At 36.1% G+C, this 20486-nt stretch carries 18 protein-coding genes and 1 riboswitch; of the genes, 10 read left to right on the forward strand and 8 right to left on the reverse strand.

Features of this window, described 5'->3' with window-relative positions:
• The first annotated feature begins 124 nt into the window (after positions 1 to 124).
• The gene (locus BAU23_RS21850; protein WP_071735146.1) at positions 125 to 1327 is read left to right on the forward strand and encodes an MFS transporter; all 1203 of its coding nucleotides are present in this window, start codon (positions 125 to 127) and stop codon (positions 1325 to 1327) included.
• Between the two features lie 33 nt (positions 1328 to 1360).
• Here the strand turns inward: BAU23_RS21850 and BAU23_RS21855 are convergent, their stop codons facing one another.
• On the reverse strand, positions 1361 to 1699 hold the full coding sequence (locus BAU23_RS21855; RefSeq protein WP_071735147.1) for a winged helix-turn-helix transcriptional regulator: 339 nt from the start codon (positions 1697 to 1699) through the stop codon (positions 1361 to 1363).
• Between the two features lie 173 nt (positions 1700 to 1872).
• Here BAU23_RS21855 and BAU23_RS21860 point away from each other — a divergent pair, with 173 nt between their 5' ends.
• Positions 1873 to 2412, forward strand: a complete 540-nt coding sequence (locus BAU23_RS21860; RefSeq protein WP_071735148.1) for an ester cyclase — start codon at positions 1873 to 1875, stop codon at positions 2410 to 2412.
• Between the two features lie 23 nt (positions 2413 to 2435).
• On the forward strand, positions 2436 to 2984 hold the full coding sequence (locus tag BAU23_RS21865; protein ID WP_044738395.1) for an NAD(P)H-dependent oxidoreductase: 549 nt from the start codon (positions 2436 to 2438) through the stop codon (positions 2982 to 2984).
• 54 nt (positions 2985 to 3038) lie between these two features.
• Here BAU23_RS21865 and BAU23_RS21870 read toward each other — a convergent pair whose 3' ends face one another.
• Both BAU23_RS21870 and BAU23_RS21875 read right to left on the reverse strand, forming a co-directional pair.
• On the reverse strand, positions 3039 to 3557 hold the full coding sequence (locus BAU23_RS21870) for a general stress protein (protein ID WP_071735149.1): 519 nt from the start codon (positions 3555 to 3557) through the stop codon (positions 3039 to 3041).
• A gap of 31 nt (positions 3558 to 3588) precedes the next feature.
• Positions 3589 to 5328, reverse strand: a complete 1740-nt coding sequence (locus BAU23_RS21875; RefSeq protein WP_071735150.1) for an SgrR family transcriptional regulator — start codon at positions 5326 to 5328, stop codon at positions 3589 to 3591.
• A gap of 105 nt (positions 5329 to 5433) precedes the next feature.
• Here BAU23_RS21875 and BAU23_RS21880 point away from each other — a divergent pair, with 105 nt between their 5' ends.
• Complete coding sequence (locus BAU23_RS21880; protein WP_071735151.1) at positions 5434 to 6696, forward strand: MDR family MFS transporter; 1263 nt, start codon at positions 5434 to 5436, stop codon at positions 6694 to 6696.
• A gap of 46 nt (positions 6697 to 6742) precedes the next feature.
• Here BAU23_RS21880 and BAU23_RS21885 read toward each other — a convergent pair whose 3' ends face one another.
• The 4 genes from BAU23_RS21885 to BAU23_RS21900 form a co-directional block, all read right to left on the reverse strand.
• Positions 6743 to 6946, reverse strand: a complete 204-nt coding sequence (locus BAU23_RS21885; RefSeq protein ID WP_016089175.1) for a hypothetical protein — start codon at positions 6944 to 6946, stop codon at positions 6743 to 6745.
• Between the two features lie 254 nt (positions 6947 to 7200).
• Positions 7201 to 7716 (reverse strand): type 1 glutamine amidotransferase domain-containing protein, encoded by a 516-nt coding sequence (locus tag BAU23_RS21890; RefSeq protein ID WP_071735152.1) that lies wholly within the window; start codon positions 7714 to 7716, stop codon positions 7201 to 7203.
• A 282-nt stretch (positions 7717 to 7998) separates the two neighbouring features.
• Positions 7999 to 9198, reverse strand: coding sequence for an ABC transporter permease (locus BAU23_RS21895; protein ID WP_071735153.1), 1200 nt, complete (start codon positions 9196 to 9198; stop codon positions 7999 to 8001).
• Positions 9199 to 9258: 60 nt separating this feature from the next.
• A complete protein-coding gene (locus BAU23_RS21900) occupies positions 9259 to 10683 on the reverse strand; it encodes an amino acid permease (RefSeq protein WP_001186323.1) in 1425 nt (474 codons plus the stop codon).
• A gap of 146 nt (positions 10684 to 10829) precedes the next feature.
• Positions 10830 to 11011, reverse strand: a riboswitch (Lysine riboswitch).
• A 193-nt stretch (positions 11012 to 11204) separates the two neighbouring features.
• On the opposite strand from BAU23_RS21900, the gene BAU23_RS21905 reads away from it, so the two are divergent.
• The gene (locus tag BAU23_RS21905) at positions 11205 to 12059 is read left to right on the forward strand and encodes a GNAT family N-acetyltransferase (RefSeq protein WP_071735154.1); all 855 of its coding nucleotides are present in this window, start codon (positions 11205 to 11207) and stop codon (positions 12057 to 12059) included.
• 27 nt (positions 12060 to 12086) lie between these two features.
• Here BAU23_RS21905 and gapN read toward each other — a convergent pair whose 3' ends face one another.
• Complete coding sequence (gene gapN, locus BAU23_RS21910) at positions 12087 to 13526, reverse strand: NADP-dependent glyceraldehyde-3-phosphate dehydrogenase (RefSeq protein WP_000213651.1); 1440 nt, start codon at positions 13524 to 13526, stop codon at positions 12087 to 12089.
• A gap of 628 nt (positions 13527 to 14154) precedes the next feature.
• Between gapN and BAU23_RS21925 the strand changes: the two genes are divergently transcribed.
• From BAU23_RS21925 to BAU23_RS21945, 5 genes are all read left to right on the forward strand, one after another.
• A complete protein-coding gene (locus BAU23_RS21925) occupies positions 14155 to 15915 on the forward strand; it encodes an ABC transporter ATP-binding protein (protein WP_071735156.1) in 1761 nt (586 codons plus the stop codon).
• Entirely contained in the window at positions 15912 to 17912 is a 2001-nt protein-coding gene (locus tag BAU23_RS21930; RefSeq protein WP_000116597.1) for an ABC transporter ATP-binding protein, read from the forward strand. The genes BAU23_RS21925 and BAU23_RS21930 overlap by 4 nt, the downstream gene beginning before the upstream one ends.
• Positions 17913 to 18219: 307 nt before the next feature.
• Entirely contained in the window at positions 18220 to 19017 is a 798-nt protein-coding gene (locus tag BAU23_RS21935) for an amino acid ABC transporter substrate-binding protein (RefSeq protein WP_000732862.1), read from the forward strand.
• Positions 19004 to 19702, forward strand: a complete 699-nt coding sequence (locus tag BAU23_RS21940; RefSeq protein ID WP_002094716.1) for an amino acid ABC transporter permease — start codon at positions 19004 to 19006, stop codon at positions 19700 to 19702. Before BAU23_RS21935 ends, BAU23_RS21940 begins: the two co-directional genes overlap by 14 nt.
• Positions 19703 to 19730: 28 nt before the next feature.
• The gene (locus BAU23_RS21945; protein WP_000623595.1) at positions 19731 to 20465 is read left to right on the forward strand and encodes an amino acid ABC transporter ATP-binding protein; all 735 of its coding nucleotides are present in this window, start codon (positions 19731 to 19733) and stop codon (positions 20463 to 20465) included.
• Positions 20466 to 20486 lie beyond the last annotated feature (21 nt).

Here is a 20486-nt window from a genome sequence, read left to right on the forward strand (position 1 = left end):
GATAGAGTGAAATTCTAATGAGTGGGGGATCTTTACTCAGTATGAGCCCACAAATAGCAGGATAAAGAAAAAGCTTCTTGGGCATTATTTTTTGAGAGGAACTTACGGGAAGAGGTGTTAAAAATTGAAGAAACCGATAAAAGAACAAAAGATGGTATTGATCATTCTTTTGAGTAATATATTTATCGCTTTTTTAGGGATTGGATTAATTATTCCGGTTATGCCGTCCTTTATGAATGATATGAATTTAACAGGGAAGACGATGGGCTATCTCGTTGCAGTGTTTGCAATGGCTCAGCTCATTACGTCACCTATTACAGGCCGGTGGGTCGACCTTTACGGTAGGAAGAAAATGATCATCATTGGATTATTTATTTTTGGTGTTTCAGAACTTCTTTTTGGATTAGGAAAAGATGTGTGGATGCTTTATGCAGCAAGGGTGCTAGGCGGAATTAGTGCTGCGTTTATTATGCCTGGTGTTACGGCATATGTTGCGGATATTACATCTATGCAGGAACGTCCAAAGGCGATGGGATATTTATCAGCGGCGATTAGTACTGGTTTTATTATAGGGCCTGGAATTGGCGGATTTATTGCAGAGTATGGTATACGTGTGCCGTTTTTCGTTGCAGCAGCAATTGCCTTTATAGCATGTATAATTTCCATCTTTATTTTGAAAGAGCCGTTAACGAAAGAACAAATTGCAGAGATTTCTGCTAATACGAAGGAATCAAGCTTTATTGGGGATTTAAAGAAATCATTACATCCAATGTATGCAATCGCATTTATTATTGTATTTGTACTCGCATTCGGATTATCGGCATATGAAACTGTGTTTAGTCTGTTTTCTGATCATAAGTTTGGTTTCACACCGAAAGATATTGCTGCAATTATTACGATTAGCTCCATCTTTGGGGTAGTTGTGCAAGTATTTATGTTTGGCAAATTGGTCGACATGTTCGGTGAAAAAGTGTTAATTCAAATATGTTTAATTGTAGGTGCAGTATTAGCATTCGTTTCAACTGTAGTCTTTAATTATTGGATTGTACTTCTCGTTACTTGCTTCATTTTCCTTGCATTTGATTTACTTCGTCCAGCTTTAACGACGTTTTTATCAAAAGCAGCTGGAAAAGAGCAAGGATTCGTTGCTGGTATGAACTCGACTTATACGAGTTTAGGAAATATCGCAGGACCAGCGATGGGCGGAATATTATTTGATATAAACATTCATTATCCATATGCATTTTCAGGTGTTGTTTTAATAGTTGGTCTCGGCATTACATTTATGTGGAGAGAGAAACAGCTAGCTCAAAGTTTTGCGAAGTAATAAAACCCCTTACGACGGTAAGGGGTTTTTGTTTTATAAACTTAATCCAAACCGCTTTAATTCAATAAAAATCCCCTCTAATTGCTTTCCTTTATCCGTTAAAGTGTACTCTACACGAGGCGGAACTTCTGGATATACTTTTCTCGTTATAATTTCTTGTGCTTCCAATTCTTTTAGGCGAAGTGATAATGTTTTCGGACTAATCCCGTCCAGTGATTTTTGTAAATCACTAAAGCGTAATGTTCCTTCGATAAGAAGGTCGCGAATAATTAAAAACGTCCATTTTGTACTAATTACGTCAAGTGTTTTAGCGATAGGACAAGGTATGCCTGGTAAACCTTTTGTTAATACAACTGGATCTATATTGGTCATGGAAATAGCCTCCATAAAAATTTTTTGAATGAATTTGCTTTATAGTATCACAAAACTATACTTTTGGTAACTATATGAAAAAAATATCACTACTTCCATAAAGGAAGTTAGTGCATATACAATAGCAATACGAAATACAAAATACAAAGGGTTTGTATGAGGAGGTGATTTCCATGAGTATAAAAAAGTTGTTTGGGTTCTTTAGTTTTTTTGTCATTTGTATTGTGCTTGTAGCATGTAGTGGTGAGCAAAAAACTGAAATTCAGTTATTAAAGGAAATGCCGAAGCCAAAAGAAATGACAATTGATCCTTCACTAAATAAAAAGGAAGCGACAGAAAGAGTTCATGCAGCGCAGCGTTTTTATGCATTTTGGGATACAGGTAAAGAGGAGCTTATTCCGCAGACTGTTACGGAAAATTTTTTCGATAATACACTGCCGAAAGGGCGACCACAAGGCACTGAAGGATTAAAGTTTGCAGCACAAAATTTTCGCAAAGTCGTTCCTGATATACATTGCGAGATTGAAGATCTATTAGTTGCTGGTGATAAAGTAACGGCTCGTCTTTCCTTTACAGGAACTCATAATGATAAGAAAATCAATTTTTTTGCAATTGATATTTTGCATGTGAAGGACGGCAAGATAACGGAAGATTGGCATTTAGAAGATAATCTTACGCTGAAGCAGCAACTGGGCTTAATAGCTGAAGAATAGATCATATAGGGGAGAGAAAAGTGATGAAAAATATATTGATTATAAATGGACATGAAAAATACGGTACGAAAGAAGGACGATTAAATAGAACGTTAGTTGATTATATGGTAACTGTATTAAGTGAGAATCATCATGTGAAAACAACAACGATTCAAGATGGATATAGTATTAAGGACGAACAAGAGAAGTTTTTATGGGCCGATGTTGTAATTTATCAAACACCAATTTATTGGTTTAGTGTTCCTGGATTATTTAAAACGTATATGGATGAAGTATATGAATATGGCTTGTTCTTTAAAGGTGCAGATGAATATGGAACAGGCGGTTTATTAAAAGAGAAGCAGTATATGTTTTCTACAACTTGGAACGCACCTGAAAAAGCATTCGGAGATAAGACGAAGTTCTTTGAAGGAGAAAGTTTAGAATCAGCACTTAGTCATTTACATCGTGCGCAGAAGTTTCTTGGCATGAGTCCGTTAAAGAGTTTTGCTTGTTATGATGTGGTGAAGAATCCTACAATTGAGCAATTTTTATTGAACTTGAAAGATCACTTAGATGGAGTAATTAAATAATAGTTTGTATCTGTATGTGAAGAAGGTACTACTAAGGATGTAGTACCTTCTCTTTCATGAAATACGTTGAAAGTCTTTACTTATACAGGACTGTTTTAGTTTTTTTGATTTGATTAAATGTTTAATATCAGAGATGTTATCGTATGAAAGCTGAGTATGAAAATAGTTAATGTACTCAAGTAATGCAAAAATATAAATAAATAGAGTGAATGATACCCCGCCTAAAGGTAAGTGGGGATACCATATTACAAAATCAATAGTAAACGTAATAAATCCCGTGATAAGTAATGCTATATTTATCTTTTTAAGTATTTTTAAATATTGAATCAACCTAATAGGCGTAACAGATGTTTTCTCTTTTTTTAGTCGTTTCCACTTTACGTACCAGTAAATTATTCCTTGTAATAAGATAAACTCTAAAAGAAGAAATGAGACCCAGAAAGAATATAGGGAATATAAATGTAACGTAGGATAAGCATAATTAAGTAAGTAACTTGTGAAAATAAAAGTAATGACTGAAAATAACTCACCTGTGTATAGATAGGAAAGTCTTTTTTCTAGAGTGCGTTTCATGGTTTTTCTCCTTTTTATAGAGACTCACATTTTAAAACGTGGATGGCTGTATCCATAACTTCGCAAAATTTGCCCAACCGAATGAATCAATTGTTACATTTTTTAAAGAAGAGGGATATGTTTTCCTTTTTAGAACGTGATAGTTAAATAAAATGATGTGTTCTGCTTGTAAAAACTCTTCGATCTCATACATGAGCTTATACCGTTTTTCTTTATTGTCTTCTAATAAAAAGGTATCAAGTAAACAATTAATTTGTTTTGCATAGTGTGGGTCCATGAACCGATTTACGAAGCAACTTTTATTTTTAAATACATTTAAAAATGCAAGTTCATGATCAGCAGCAAATACTTCCCCCATGAAAATAATATCGGCATGTTTATCGATAGAACGATCCATATAATCTGAAACGAGAAATGGGTGAAGTTCTACGTGTATTCCTAATTGTCCGCAGCGTTCCTTTAGGAAATGTGCGTCATTTGCACTATCTTTAAAGGCGAAGAAATAAATATGTATCGTTTCTCCGTTATAGGTGCTCTTTTTTAAATACTCTCTCGCCTTTTCTAAAGAGTAAGATCTTTTAGAAGCTTGGCGACTTCGTTCAGGGAAAAAGCTTGATGCAGCAATTGTTCGTCTACCCTCTATGCTATGAAGTATCGTTTCAACGTCATATAGTTCTCTCCAAGCTTTTCGAAAGTGAATGTCGTGATGAGGACCAGGTTTTGTAAAGTTGAAGCCAGCATAAATACAACCTATTTCTTCTATTTGTATATCATGCCTTTCATTTTCCTTTTCATTTGGCAGTTCATAATCAGCATCTATTTGCACATGATCAGGAATACCCCAAAATTCAATACGGTCTAATAACGCGCGCTCTTTAAAATAATGGTTGAACGCTTCGAGTACGATATTGTCTTCAGAGTAATGAGCAAGTTTGAAAGGTCCAGTACCTACATAATGATGATTTTGAATGACTGCATCATGTGGCAAAATAGCTAGTTGCATGGAACTCACATAGTGTAAGAAAAATAAGTTGGGTTTTGCTAAATGGAATCGAATTTGCAGTGGTGATGGTGTTTCAATTTGAACAATTTCTTCTGTTAACCATTCGAAAGGAGAGTGAACTTGCTTTAATCGTTCAAATGAAAATTGTACATCTTTAGAAGTTAAAACTGTTTCGTTATGAAAATATATATCTTTTCGTAAATAAAAGGTCCACGTAAGCCCGTCTTCACTTAATTCCCACGTATGTGCAATGTGTGGCTCCATTTTTTCAGTAACATCGTTATAAACGACTAACGTATCAAAAATTTGACTCGTAAGATGGCTCTCTGTAGTTACAGCCACAAAAGCTGGATCTAATGGGAATATCTTTCTCGATATAGGAATCTTTAATATGTCATACATATCATTTGAAGGTTCGTATCCAAAATGATGATGCAGTTTATTTTCTATCTTTTTTTGAAGTGCAAGGGGTAGGGGTTCTTTTAAAAGAAGAAAAACATCCTTTAACTTTTCTTGCGCTAACAGTTCATCTGTATAGGATTCAATTGCTTCTAGGAAACTATGTGCAAATAAAATTTCCGTTTTATTCCCGCGGCCTCGCCCTGGAGTCCAGTGAATTAATTGCTCTTCGTTCATTTTCTTTAATAAAATTTTTACGTTTTTCGTACTGCAATATAATATATCCGCTAATTCTTGTAAGCTATTTCGTATATGTTGTTGGTCTTGTGCATGTAGTCTTAGTCTAATGTAATAGTCCATAATTTTCATATATACACTTCCTTCTATAATAAAAGGGGAAACTCTTTAGAATATTCTAACCTTTTTCTTCCTCTTTTTCAAAGTAAAATAAGTAAGCATAAGGAGGGGGAAACAATGGGATTTTGGAGTATGCACCGAAATATAAAAATTAGAATTATAACTTCGTTTTTAACACGTACTGTGTCCACAATGATTTTTCCATTTATGGCAATTTACTTTTCAATAAAGTTAGGTAGTGCGATGGCTGGGGCTTTACTACTTATTAATGTAATAGCTTCATTAGTAATTGGTTTATACGGTGGATATGTTGGAGATCGGCTCGGTCGTAAAAAAGTAATGATTATCGGCCAAAGTATACAAGTCGTTTCCATTGCTTGTATGGGAATTGCAAACTCAGATTATGTAGATTCACCGTGGCTAACATTTGTGTTTATGTTAGTGAATAGTTTAGGATCTGGACTTATGAATCCAGCGACGGAAGCGATGTTAATAGATGTGAGTACACCTGAAAATCGAAAAGTGATGTACAGCATTAACTACTGGGCTATTAACTTATCAATTGCGATTGGAGCAATATTTGGTGGATTATTATTTGAAAATTATAGATTACAATTGTTTATCGTATTAACGGCTGTTGCGGTCATTACTTTATATGTGATGGCTGTATATATGGAAGAAGTGTATGTCGCACGAAAAACAGTGGAGAAGAAAAATGTATTAAAAGATATGGCGGATAGTTATAAAGTTGTGATGAAAGATCGGGCGTTTTTAATTTTTTGCGCAGCAAGTATATGTACATTATCTTTAGAGTTTCAAATTAATAATTATTTAGGGATACGTTTGCAGAAGGAATTTGAAACGGTGCACTTTTTATTCGGGAATGGTTTTACGTTTGATTTAACAGGTATTCGAATGCTGAGCTGGATATCGGCGGAAAATACAATTTTGGTTGTGTTATGTTCAGCACTTCTTATTAAAATGCTGAAAAGCTTCAACGATTTGAAAATTTTATATGTAGGCTTATTCATTTATACAATTGGATTTACAATACTCGGAACGAGTAATAGCTTATGGATCTTATTAATCGCAGGGCTTTTCCAAACTGTAGGAGAGATGATGTATGTGCCGGTTCGTCAATCTATAATGGCGGACATGGTGCCGGATGAGGCGAGAGGTTCTTATATGGCGATAAACGGAATGGTCTTTCAAGTGGCGAAAATGAACGGTGCATTAGGTGTTATGCTAGGCTCGTTTATTGCATCTTGGGGCATGAGTGCTCTGTACTTTATTGTTGGTATGAGCAGTATTTTATTATTTATGAAGGCAATTGGGAAAGAGAAGTATGAGGATGAGAGGGAGGTTTCTCAGATTGGATAAAACTATATAAAAAGCGAACGAACTGGACTCGCTTTTTATATAATTTTTAAAACGGATCAACTTCAGCTAAGTTTGGAGTGGTACTAGGCTGTAGCAAAAGGTTTTTTAACGTTCCTACTTCAGAAAGTGCTACTAATATGTAGCCACTAATCAGTACAATAAGCCCAATGACGCGTAACGTTTGTAAGCTTACTTCACGATTATTCGTTTCCGTTGGATTAGGGGGCGTTGAAGGTGGATTGTTATTCATAAATAAGGCTCCCATCTTTTGTATTTATATATGTGTAAAATCATGATTTAACTTATGGATAGGAATTATATAGTTATTTTCACTATATGAGAACTGCCTATGAAAAGTGATTAGAAATTTTGGGACGAAAAAAGAGGCTGTCTCAAAAAATCATTAAAGATGAAGAAATGTTTCATATGGTGTTAATTTTGTTTTTTACAAATAAAAAGGTTAACCAAAGTAGTTATTTAGCTACATTGGTTAACCTCTAATAATTATCCTAATATACGCAACGATTCTTCAATAAACGCTGGAATGTCCTCTGGTTTTCTACTTGTTACTAGCTGATTTTGGCATACAACCACTTCTTTATCATGAAAATTTCCACCGGCATTTTTCAAATCGACCTCAATGGATTTATATCCAGTCACATCGCGTCCTTCAAGTGTTTGTGCAGTGATGAGTAATTGGGGGCCGTGACAAATAGCAAAAACAGGTTTTTTCGCATCCATAAATGCTTTGCTAAAGCGAACAAAACGTTCATCTGCACGAAGTATATCTGGGGAAAATCCGCCTGGTATAAAGAGGGCATCAAAGTTCTCTGGAGAAACATCATCAATACTTTTATCAATCACGAGTTCACTTTTTCCTTGTTTACCGTGTACCGTTTTACCTTTTTCCATTTCAATAGTTGTTAATTTGTATCCCTTTTGATTAAAAGCTTCTACTGGCTCTGTGTATTCTGTGTCCTCGAAATAATCCGTTATTAAAATAGCAATTTTTTTACTCATTGCAATCAGCTCCTTATATTATATAATCGGTTCCAGAATTGTCCTTGAGCAACGCCTTTTATAAAGTGAAACTTTAATTCATATTTTTTCATTCCCTCCAGTTCCTTTGCCCTGTTAATTTAATAAATACCCTTTTTATTAGGACGTAAACATGTATTATCGTTTTTGTATGTAAAAATCATAAAATATCGGTTGTTTCAGTGATTCTTGTTTGGGGAAGAAAAATAAAAAAGCCAAGGAGATAATTTATTTTCTCCTTGGCTTTTAAGATAATTCTTTTCGTTAAAACGAAGAAACGCGTTGCTTCGTTTTTGGTACAATAATAAATTTGATCCAAAGTACTCCGATTACCATAATAATCAAAGCATGTAGTAATTGTCCTGTGGCAATGAGTATAATACTTGAAAATACAATGAGTTGAATGCTTAGCAATATAAAGATTAAGCGGAGAAATTGATTCATTCGTTTTTCAGTATCAATTGGATATAATGCTACAATAATATTTCCCGAAAAATATTTCCACAGAGAACGAAGCTGCATAGAAATCATATATAGGACGATATAAGCGATAGCGCCTTTTACATATATATTCGGAATAAAATATAGAGCGAAAGCACCGATCAACCCTAAGCGAATATATATACCGAAATAATCATTACCGCGTAAAAATGCTAGTGTATGTAAATAGAAGAAAGTTGCTCGTTTTTTATGTAATAAAGGTTCAATCCAATTTGTAAGCCATTTTCTTTTATTGACTTGCTTATTCAGTTGCGGAACATCGGTGAAAATGCTAGCAAATTGATAGAAACGAACGTCCATTTTTTCTTCTTGTTCGATTATGTAATCCCACGGTATTCGTTTGGTAGGTTGTTTCTTCGTGTATAGAAGCAGGAAAGCAAGAAGTAAGAGTAGTCCGCCTAATACGATCACATTTGCAGTATAAAACAGCATGTAAATGATCAGGGCGTTACAAGCAATGCGAATGATAAACCATATGCTTTTTTCATAATTATCACGCCACATCCAGTGTATGTATATGTTCCACGCTTTCGTAATCATTAAAACGATAAAGATTGTACATAAGAACGGTACAGTTAATTGTAATGATTGCATAGCAAGTGGTACGAGAATAAGGAACGTAAATAATAATGGGAAAAGCTGAATGATGTAATTATATAGAAGAGATTTTTTAAAATAAGATGTTAATTTCTCTTCTAATGCAAGTAAATAGACAGCATCCGGTTTTTGAATAAATGTGCGAATGGGACATCTCATTATAATAAATGTAAGAACGGTCGTTATGAGTATTAAAGATATTCCTTTAGAAGGAGATGTTTTTAGAAATTGAGCATAATAATATGCACCAACGCATGAAATAAAGATGAAGCTATATAGTAAACCGTTAATCATACGTGCAAAGTATGTAATGATATTTTGAATATGTTGTTGGAAGCGACTGCTCCATAGTGATTCGATTGACATGTCTTTCACCTCTTTGTTCTATTATATATGTTTTATAAAAGAAAAAACGAGCAAATTGCGTTATGCAACTTGCTCGTTTTTCTTTTCGTTATTTTTTTTCTGATCACGATTCATTAATGGATAGAAAGCAAAGCCAATTGCGAATAAACCGATTCCGAGAAGGAACGTTTTTATATCGGATGCGCCGGTTTTAATAACCCATAGTGCATAGCAAAGTGCGATAACTGCGACTATACCATCTGTAATTCTTGCCCGCATTTCATTTTTATATGTTTCACCAGTTGCGACTAGTTTTAACTGGAAGATTGGTGAAACGAGATATGGAATGAGGTAGGCCAGTGTTGATACGGTAATAACGAATGTATAAGCTTCCGCAATTGTTCCTGATAATGTTGAGAATAAGAACACTTGCGACATAATGTTTGTTAATCGTAGTGAATGAATTGGACTTCCTTTTTTATTTGTTTTTGCGAAGAAGGAAGGGAAGAAACCTTCTTTTGCAGCTTGATAAGGTACTTCTGAGCTTAATAAAATCCAACCTAATATTGAACCGAATAGGGAAGTAAGAGCAAGTAATGCCATAAGTTTCCCGCCGCCGTGACCCATTGCAGCGTTTAATGCATCGGCTAATGGACGTTCAGAAGCTTGTAATTTATCAACGTGAAGTACACCCATTGTTAAAATTGTAATTCCTAAATAAATTGCAACTGTTATTAATAAACCAGCAACAGTCGCGCGTTTTACCGTTTTGGGAGAAGTAGCTCGGTTTGATAAAAGAACCGCTGATTCAATCCCAATAAATGCCCAAAGCGTTGTAAGGGCCGCTAAATTTACTTGTGAAAGGAGACCGTGTGATACGCCTTCTTTATCGATCATCGGTGTGTACCATTGTCCAAACTTTGAAGCTTCGAACGCAAATAACGTAACGACAATGAATAGAAGGAATCCAGTTACTTTCGTTGTTGTTGCTAAGAAGTTTAGTTTCCCAGCTCCGCTTACACCGTTTGTTAATATTAAATGAGTTCCCCAAAGTAAGACGGAACAAATAGTAAATGTAATGAGCTTTCCAACTTCTATATCGAACGAGCCGATTGAAAATAATAGTCGCGTATCTTTCATAATCGGGAAGAAGAGTGATAAATATCCCGCGAAAGATGTAATGATGGCAACGTTACTTGCCCAGTTTGCAACCCAATATCCCCATACCATACTGAAACCAGCCATTTTCTTTCTTTTTGGTGTTGAGAATAAAGCATATGCATGACTTTGTGGTCCCGTTGTTAAATCAGGACGACGAATTGCTAAATTACCGAAAACAAGAGCTAGCATTAAAACACCAAACCCTGTTGTTAACCAAGCTAAAGTGACACCGAGTGGGCTTGCTGTTTGTGCTAACGTACTTGGCACCATGAAAATACCAGCGCCAACCATGTTACCGACAACGAAAGCTGTTAGTACCCAAAAGCCCCATTTTTTTTGTTGCATAGAAAATACCTCCAAAGTTAGTATAACCAAGTCAAGCGAGGAGATATGTATGTCTTCCTGATAAGGAAGAGAAGGTCCAAACAAAACAAAAAAAGCACGTAATCTGCCGCTACATGCTTTCTATCTTATAAGAAACCCACGACATACCTCTCGATAGCTCTCCACAAACGAAACGTTTGTGACAGTTCTGCACTTATTAAATGCAGACCCAGCAAGCGTGCATGGTGGACACGACTTACTTCGGCAATCATTCCTTTCTCATTTCTTCATCAATGCCACTACATCTCCTGAAATGATACTCTTAATGACTGCAACCTCTACCTCACCGAGATACGAATGAGGATTTATGTATTAAATTAACATGTTTAAGAGTAACAAATGTATTTTTATACGTCAATGGATATAGTAATAATCAGATTATAGAGAAGAGTTCGTTATTGAGAGGTTGGAGGGTTTGAGATGGATTCATTGAATAAATTCCAATAAGGAATTTACTTTTAATGGGAATGGGGATTGTTTAAATGATACGTGCTTATAGTGAAAAAGAAGATCGGATCGGGACATTGAATTTAATAAAAAGTATGGGGACAGAAGAAGAGATAGGTTCTTTAGATGATATTGTATCGAACTCCACGCATTTTCTTTTATATAACCAAAATGGGATTGAAGGATTCGCGTATTCATCCTTTTATACAAATAGTAATGGAGAGTCTATTGGTCAAATAAGTGTGTATGTGGAACCTGGTTCTCGCTTGAAAGGTATTGGTTCTGGATTATACAAGGCAATAGAAGATTTAATTTCTAAAATAAAACCGGATTTTGTGTGCACTTATATGAGAATAGAATCAGAAAATTGTATTGGTTTTGCTAAGAAAATGGGATTTGAAAGATGGTGGGGATCGCTTGAATTGATATATAAGGGAGGGAGTTTTCCTAAAACCGATCTCAAGTTTATTAAGTATGAAGATATATTTTTTAACCAGTTTGTAACAATGGTACAGGAATGTTATTACGAATTGCATGAAAGGAATGATATGAAGCCGTATCTTGCCTCGGAAGATAGTATAAAGAAATACAAATTGAACAATGAAAGTAATGTGTATGTAGCTTTAGAAAATGAGCAGCTAGTTGCATCAGTTACAGTAGGGGAAGGGACAATAGAGAATTTAATAGTTGCACAAAGTCATCAAGGAAATGGATATGGGCGTAAAGCTTTACAATTTGGTATGAACAAGTTGTTAGAAGGCGGGTATGAAGATATTAGACTCTGTTATATAGAAGGAAATGAAAGTGCTGAGAGGTTATACAAATCTGTAGGGTTTAAGCCGTTTCATAATACGCAGGTGTATCGGAAATTTAAAAAGCAGCGGATCTAAATACTAGATCAGCTGCTACATATAAGATTAAACTAAGTTTAATACAGTTACTTTTTCACGTGTCATAGACTCAAGGCTCTTGCGAATACCTTGTGCGCCCATACCTGAACCTTTTACACCGATGAATGGGAAGTGGTCAGGGCCGCGCTCTGTGCGTCCGTTAATTTGAACAGAACCAGTTTCGATTTTGTTAGCAATTGCAAATGCTTTGTTAATGTCTTTTGTGAAGACACTTGCTTGCAGACCGAACTCTGATTTGTTAGCAATTTCAATCGCTTGTTCGTCAGAAGAAACACGGATGATTGGAAGGATTGGGCCAAATGGCTCTTCCCAAGCAACTTTCATTTCTTCTGTTACGTGGTCGATTAATGTTGGGTAAATTAAGTTGCGCTCACGTTTGTTACCAATAACGATTGTTGCACCTTTTTCAACAGCGTCGTCAACTAAGCCTTGAACGAAGTCAGCAGATTTATCGTCGATTAATGGAACGATTGTGCTGTCTTGTTCTGGAGATCCAACTGATAGTTCAGCTACTTGCGCTTTTAATAAGCTAACAAGCTCGTCTGCTACGTTTTCGTGTACAAGTACACGTTTAATAGCTGTACAACGTTGACCAGAGTAAGAGAATGCACCGCTTACGATGTGGTTTGCAGCATCTTGTAAGTCAGCATCTTCACGAACGATACCAGGGTCTTTACCACCAAGTTCTAATACAAGTGGAATCATTGCAGCTTTTTTCGCTAAATGTTTACCTGTGTTTGTACCACCTGTGAACGATACCATATTGATGCCTTCGTGTTCTACTAAGTAGTCACCAATTACAGAACCGCGTCCTGTCGCTACGTTTACAAGACCTTTTGGAAGGCCAGCTTTATGAAGTGCTTCCACCATTTTAATACCGCTAATTGCACCTTGAGTTGCTGGTTTGAAAATAACAGCGTTACCCATAATTAATGCTGGTGCAAGTTTTGCAGCAGATAAGTTTACTGGATAGTTAAATGGTGCGATTGCTAATACAACACCAAGTGGTGCGCGTTGGATGATCGCAAGTTTAGACTTCGTTCCGCCAGGGAAGCTATCGCCCATCATGCTTTCTCCGTGCATATGTAAAGCTTCTTCAATTGTGTAACGAATGAAATCAGCTGTACGAACAACTTCTTTCTTCGCATCTTTATAACCTTTACCGACTTCTTTCATAATGATATCGGCAATTTCATCTTGCATATTTACGAGCTCATCAGCCCATTTATATAAATATTTTGCGCGATCTTGTAGAGAAGCTTCAGCCCATGATTTTTGAGCTTCTTTTGCAGATGCAATTGCTTCATCTACTTCTCCGCGAGTAATTGCTTGTACTTGACCAATTACTTCGTGTAAGTATGGAGATGGAATTTCGATTGTTTGACCTGAAGAGCTTTCTCTCCATTCTCCGTTTAAATAAAATTTGTACGTATTGCTAGTTGTCATGATTAGTCCTCCTAAAATAGCAACTTGTAAGAGTGAGTATAAGGTGATTGTAGGTGGTTTGATAATATTTTTCAAATGAAATGTTTGTGAAAACGATTTCTTATTATTTTTTTGTTTTGTATGCCCTTTCTTACAGAAGATTCTCTTATTTCAAACGGATGTATCGTATTATGAATCCCCTTCATTTTCTTGTGATAAAAGATTATTTTATTCTATAGTAAAAAAAACAATTGACAGAATACTCAATAAAGTTGTAAGATTATAAATGGAAAATAAATGAAGGGGGTGTGCGTAATGATTGTAATCGTAAATGGAATGGGCTTAGCTCTGTTAAATGGCAGAAAACATTCATATCATTACGCAACCCGTACGGATATATAGGGCATCTTTGTCTTATAAAAAGCGTACGTTGCGTATATCGTAACGTACGCTTTTTATGCATTTCTGTGCATATCGTCAAGCGGCGGTATGCTTTTTTTGTTTATTTTCCTTGTTACTATAAAAAATCAGAATGTGGAAGGTGGAAAAATGTGATGAAATTGTATGGCTTACGAAATGTAAATGTGATGGGTTTGGATAGCGGATAAAGAAATGTGAATTAAACGAGAACGAGAAAGGAGAGGTTATATTGTTTTCAGTATTACTAAAGTTAAGCTGGTTTTTTAGGGAGCATTGGAAAAGGTATAGTATCGCAATTGGGGTACTTTTAATTGTAAACGTGATAGAGGTAATTCCTCCGAAAGTATTAGGTATTACAATTGATAACATTAAAACAGGAGCCTTAACGAACGAGGCGATTATGCAATATATTTTTATTTTACTTGGGGTAACGATTGGTGGGTATGTGCTTACTTTCATTTGGCAGCACCAACTATTTGGCGGTGCGTTCGTACTTGAGAAAACGATGCGTTCAAAATTTATGGGGCATTTACTCAAGATGACACCGACGTTTTATCAAAAAAATCGTACTGGCGATTTAATGGCGAGAGCGACGAATGATTTAAAAGCAATCTCCATGACAGCTGGTTTTGGTATATTAACGCTCGTTGATTCTAGTCTATATATGCTTACAATCGTTTGTATGATGGGCTTTTCAATTAGTTGGCAGTTAACATTTGCTGCGCTTATACCGCTTCCGATTATGGCGTTTGCAATGAATAGGTACGGAAAGAAATTGCATGAACGATTTACAGTCGCGCAAGATGCGTTCGGGGATATGAACGATAAAGTACTTGAATCAATTGCGGGTGTGCGTGTTATTCGTGCGTATGTACAGGAGGATGCTGATCAAGAAAGGTTTCATCATTTAGGAGATGACGTATACGAGAAAAATATGAGAGTAGCAAGAATCGATGCATTATTCCAGCCGACTGTGAAAATGCTTGTCGGTCTTAGTTATTTAATTGGTTTAGTGTACGGTGCATATCTCGTATTCCAATCAAAAGTGACACTTGGGGAGCTCGTTTCTTTTAACGTCTATTTAGGAATGATGATTTGGCCGATGTTTGCAATTGGTGAATTGATTAATGTTATGCAAAGAGGAAATGCGTCGCTCGACCGTGTAAATGAAACGTTAGCTTATGAACCGGATGTAAAGAATCCGAAAAATCCAAAGGTTGTACAAGAGCCAGATTACATTCAATTTGATAACGTTACTTTTTCATATCCTTCATCAAATGAAACGAATTTGAAAAATGTTTCGTTCTCATTAAAACAAGGAGAGACACTTGGAGTTGTTGGGAAAACAGGGAGCGGGAAAACGACGCTCGTACGCCAGTTTCTTCGTCAATATCCACTTGGAGAAGGGGATATTGCAGTTTCTGATGTAAAGCTAGATAAAATTCCGAATGATAACGTACTTGGCTGGATTGGGTATGTACCGCAGGAACACATTTTATTTTCAAAAACAGCGAAGGAAAATATTTTATTCGGAAACAGAGAAGCGACTGAAGAAGAACTTGAAAAAGCGATTGAAATAGCTGCGTTTAAAAAGGATTTAGAGTTTTTACCGGAAGGTTTAGAAACGCTCGTTGGAGAGAAAGGTGTTTCTTTATCAGGTGGACAAAAGCAAAGGATTTCGATTGCGAGAGCTGTTATTCAAAATCCGGAAATTTTAATTTTGGACGATTCTTTATCAGCTGTTGATGCTCGTACGGAAGCAGCGATTATTGAAAATATAAGAACAGAAAGAAGCGGGAAGACGACGATTATAACAACGCATCGTTTGTCAGCAGTGCAGCATGCGGATTGGATTCTCGTTATGGATAACGGTGAGGTTATTGAAGAAGGTTCGCATGAAGCGCTCGTTCGAAATGGGGGCTGGTATGCAGAGCAGTTCGAAAGACAACAAGGTGAAAGTGAAAGTGCGGATAGTGGGGTGAAAATATGAGTGTTTCAAAACGATTGTTTCAATACGCGATGAAAGTAAAAGGGCCGATTTTTGCAGCGATGGCGATGCTATTTGTTTTCGTTATTGCAGAACTAGCGGGTCCTTTCGTCGCAAAAACGATGATCGATGAGCATATCGTTGGAATAGAGAGACCTTGGTATGAAACAGAAAAGAGTGAGGATGCTGTTTCATATAATGGCGCCTTGTATAAGCGAAGTGATCGCTTTGAGGAAGGTGAGAAAAAGGGGAAAGAGGTTCGGGTTATTCAAGTTGGTTTTCAGTACTATTTTGTACCGAATAAAATAACGCTTGAAGGAACTCGTTCTGTTAAGGGTGATGTACTTACAGTACAAAGTGGTAAGGCAGTGCAGGTTTATAAAGCGAAAGCCTTAACGAAAGAGGAAGTATTTGCGTTTTATAAACCAGAAATAAATCGGTTATTACTACTCGGCGGTGGATATTTCGCTTTATTAGTAGTTGTATCATTATTTGCATACGGAAAGCAGTTCTTCTTACAGAAGGCAGCAAACAAAATTATTCAAATTATGAGGGAGGATGTCTTTTCTCATATACAAACGTTACCAATTCGTTATTTCGATCATTTACCAGCAGGGAAAATTGTATCGCGTGTAACGAATGATACAGAAGCGATTCGTGATTTATATGTGACAGTACTTGCAACATTCGTCTCTAGTATCATCTATATCATCGGGATTTTTGCTGCGCTATTTTTACTTGATGTAAAACTGGCGGCGCTATGCTTACTCATCATTCCAATTTTAATTGTTTGGGCGATTATGTATAGAAAGTATGCGTCTGTATACAATCATAAAATGCGTTCTCGTTTATCGGATATTAACGGAACGGTGAATGAATCGATTCAAGGTATGCCAATTATTCAAGCATTTCGCCAAGAACGTGAAACGAAGAAGGAATTTGAAGAACTTAATGGCGATTATTTTAAATATCAAAATAAAATTTTGAATTTAAATGCAGCAACTTCGCATAACTTAGTGTCTGTATTAAGAAATATCGCTTTTACAGGTGTAATTTGGTATTTCGGTGGTGCTTCATTAAGTGCTTCGGGGCTCCTTTCTCTAGGGATACTATATGCTTTCGTCGATTATTTAACGAGATTATTCTCGCCAATTACGAATATGGTGAACCAACTTGCAAACTTAGAGCAGGCGCGCGTTGCATCAGAACGTGTCTTTGAATTGCTAGAGGAAAAGGGAGAGGCAGTAGAGGAAGAGCGTATGCCTCGCTTAAACGGAAATGTGAAATTCGATAATGTTTCGTTTTCTTACAATGGAAAAGACGAAGTGTTAAAAAATATTTCTTTTGAAGCGAAACAAGGGGAGACAGTGGCACTTGTTGGTCATACTGGATCAGGAAAAAGTTCCATTATGAACGTACTCTTTCAGTTTTATGAATTTCAAAAAGGAAAGCTTACGATTGATGGTCATGATGTAACAGAGATGCCGAAACAAGCAACTCGTGAACATATGGGAATTGTACTACAAGATCCGTTTCTATTTAGCGGGACAGTGGCATCCAATGTTAGCTTAGAGAATGAAAAAATTTCAAAAGATCGCATCGTAAAGGCGTTACGTGACGTTGGTGCTGAAAGGTTTGCAAACAATATAGATGAAGAAATTACGGAGAAAGGAAGTACACTTTCAACCGGAGAAAGACAGCTTATATCGTTTGCTAGGGCGCTTGCTTTTGATCCGGCGATTTTAATTTTAGATGAAGCGACTTCTAGTATTGATACAGAGACTGAAGCGATGATTCAACAAGCGCTAGAGGTTGTCAAGAAAGGACGAACGACGTTTATTATTGCTCATCGCCTTTCAACAATTAAAAGTGCAGATCAAATTATTGTACTTGATAGAGGAACGATTTTGGAAAAAGGATCTCATGATGAATTAATGAAAAAGCGCGGGCGTTATTACGATATGTACAAAACGCAAATGGAAGGAAACCAGAGCGCTTAATATGTAGAGGGGAGAACTTGCGATTTTCGCAAGTTCTTTTTTGATTGAATTGTCCGCTCAGAAGTTAACATATTTCACCGGCAGGAAAACTTATAAATAAGTAAGTATTGTTTTACCTTTTTCTATATAAATGCTATATTAAAAAATGTTACTTATTTTTTGTATGTAGCGTTATTTTTCCATTTTGTTTGATTATGAAGAAAAAGGTTAAACTAAATAAGAACATTTTCATTGAAAAATTGTTCGAAATTGCATACAATCAATATAGTTTTTAAATTCCTATCAGAATACTTGGAGGACTACTATCATGAAAAAATTATTTTCAGTGCTTGCAGTAACTACATTAGCGATCGGGATTGTAGCAGGCTGCGGTAAAGAAGAGAAAAAAGATACAGCTAGTCAAGATGCATTACAAAAGATTAAACAAAGCGGTGAGCTTGTAATTGGTACAGAAGGTACATATCCACCATTTACGTTTCACGATACAAACGATAAATTAACTGGATTTGACGTTGAATTAGCAGAAGAAGTTGCAAAACGTTTAGGTGTAAAACCTGTATTTAAAGAAACGCAATGGGATAGCTTACTTGCAGGAATAGATGCAAAACGTTTCGACATGGTTGCGAACGAAGTTGGTATTCGTGAAGATCGCCAAAAGAAATATGACTTCTCTAGTCCATATATTTCTTCTTCAGCAGCATTAGTTATTGCGAAAGATAAAGATAAACCTGCTACATTTGCTGACGTAAAAGGATTAAAAGCAGCACAATCTTTAACAAGTAACTACGCAGATATTGCTAAGAAAAATGGTGCGGAAATCACAGGTGTAGAAGGATTTAGCCAAGCAGCAGAATTATTAAGTTCCGGCCGCGTTGATTTCACAATCAATGATAAATTATCAGTGTTAAACTATTTAGAAACGAAAAAAGATGCAAAAATTAAAATTGTAGATACAGAAAAAGAAGCGTCACAAAGTGGATTCTTATTCCGTAAAGGTAGCGACAAACTTGTACAAGAAGTAAATAAAGCGTTAGAAGATATGAAAAAAGATGGTACGTACGATAAAATAACGAAAAAATGGTTCGGTGAAAATGTATCTAAGTAGCGCATTGATGTCAGATCGATTGTCTACTTGGATGGATATTATGCAGACTTCCTTCGCGCCTATGCTGAAGGAAGCTGTCTTTACGACAATTCCGTTAACGCTTATTACATTTATTATCGGTATTATACTTGCGACGTTAACAGCGCTCGCACGTATTTCAGGTAGTCGTATTTTACAATGGATTGCTCGTATCTATGTATCTATCATTCGCGGAACGCCACTTCTTGTACAGTTATTTATTATTTTCTATGGTCTTCCAACTCTTAATATTGAAGTTGAGCCATATACAGCAGCAATTATTGGCTTTTCATTAAATGTTGGTGCATATGCATCTGAAATTATTCGTGCTTCTATTCTTTCTATTCCGAAAGGACAGTGGGAAGCGGCTTACACAATTGGGATGACATATCCGCAAGCATTAAAACGTGTTATTTTACCGCAAGCAACGCGTGTATCTATTCCGCCGCTTTCGAATACATTTATTAGTTTAGTGAAGGATACGTCATTAGCATCGTTAATTTTAGTAACAGAAATGTTCCGAAAAGCGCAGGAAATTGCGGCAATGAACTATGAGTTTTTAATTGTTTATTTCGAAGCAGGTCTAATTTATTGGGTAATTTGCTTCTTATTATCTATCGTGCAACAAATATTAGAAAAACGTTCTGAACGTTATACTCTAAAATAACCCTTTCATAAAAGGAGTTTTTGTTTTTATGATTTCAATTCAACATTTACAAAAAAGTTTCGGAGATAATACCGTACTAAAGCATATAGATTTATCAGTTGAGAAGGGCGAAGTGGTTGTTATTATCGGGCCATCTGGATCTGGTAAAACGACATTCTTACGTTGCCTCAACGTGTTAGAAACGCCGAATGCTGGTAACATTCGTATCGGCAATAAAGAGCTTAATTTCTCTCAAAAAGTATCGAAGAAAGATATTGTAAATCTTCGTACGCAAACAGGTATGGTATTCCAACACCATAATCTATTTCCTCATTTAACAGCACTTCAAAATGTAATGGAAGGTCTCGTTACAGTGAAAAAGATGGAGAAAGAAGAAGCGAAGAAAAAAGCAAACTATTTCCTTGAAAAAGTTGGCCTTGCGGATAAAGTAGACTTATATCCGTTCCAATTATCAGGCGGACAACAACAGCGCGTTGGAATCGCTCGTGCGCTTGCGATGGAGCCGGAAGTTTTACTATTTGATGAACCAACGTCAGCACTTGATCCTGAGCTAGTTCAAGAAGTTTTAAAGGTTATGAAAGAACTTGCTAAAGAAGGAATGACGATGGTTATTGTAACGCATGAAATGCGCTTTGCTCATCAAATTGCGAACCGTGTTATTTTCATGGATGGCGGTGTCGTTGTCGAACAAGGTACACCGGAAGATGTATTTACAAATCCGACAGAAGAACGAACGAAGAAGTTTTTACAAATGTTGCAATAAATTAAGGAAGGTCTCAAGGCA

Origin of the sequence: Bacillus nitratireducens, from assembly GCF_001884135.1 — a bacterium.
GTDB lineage: Bacteria > Bacillota > Bacilli > Bacillales > Bacillaceae_G > Bacillus_A > Bacillus_A nitratireducens.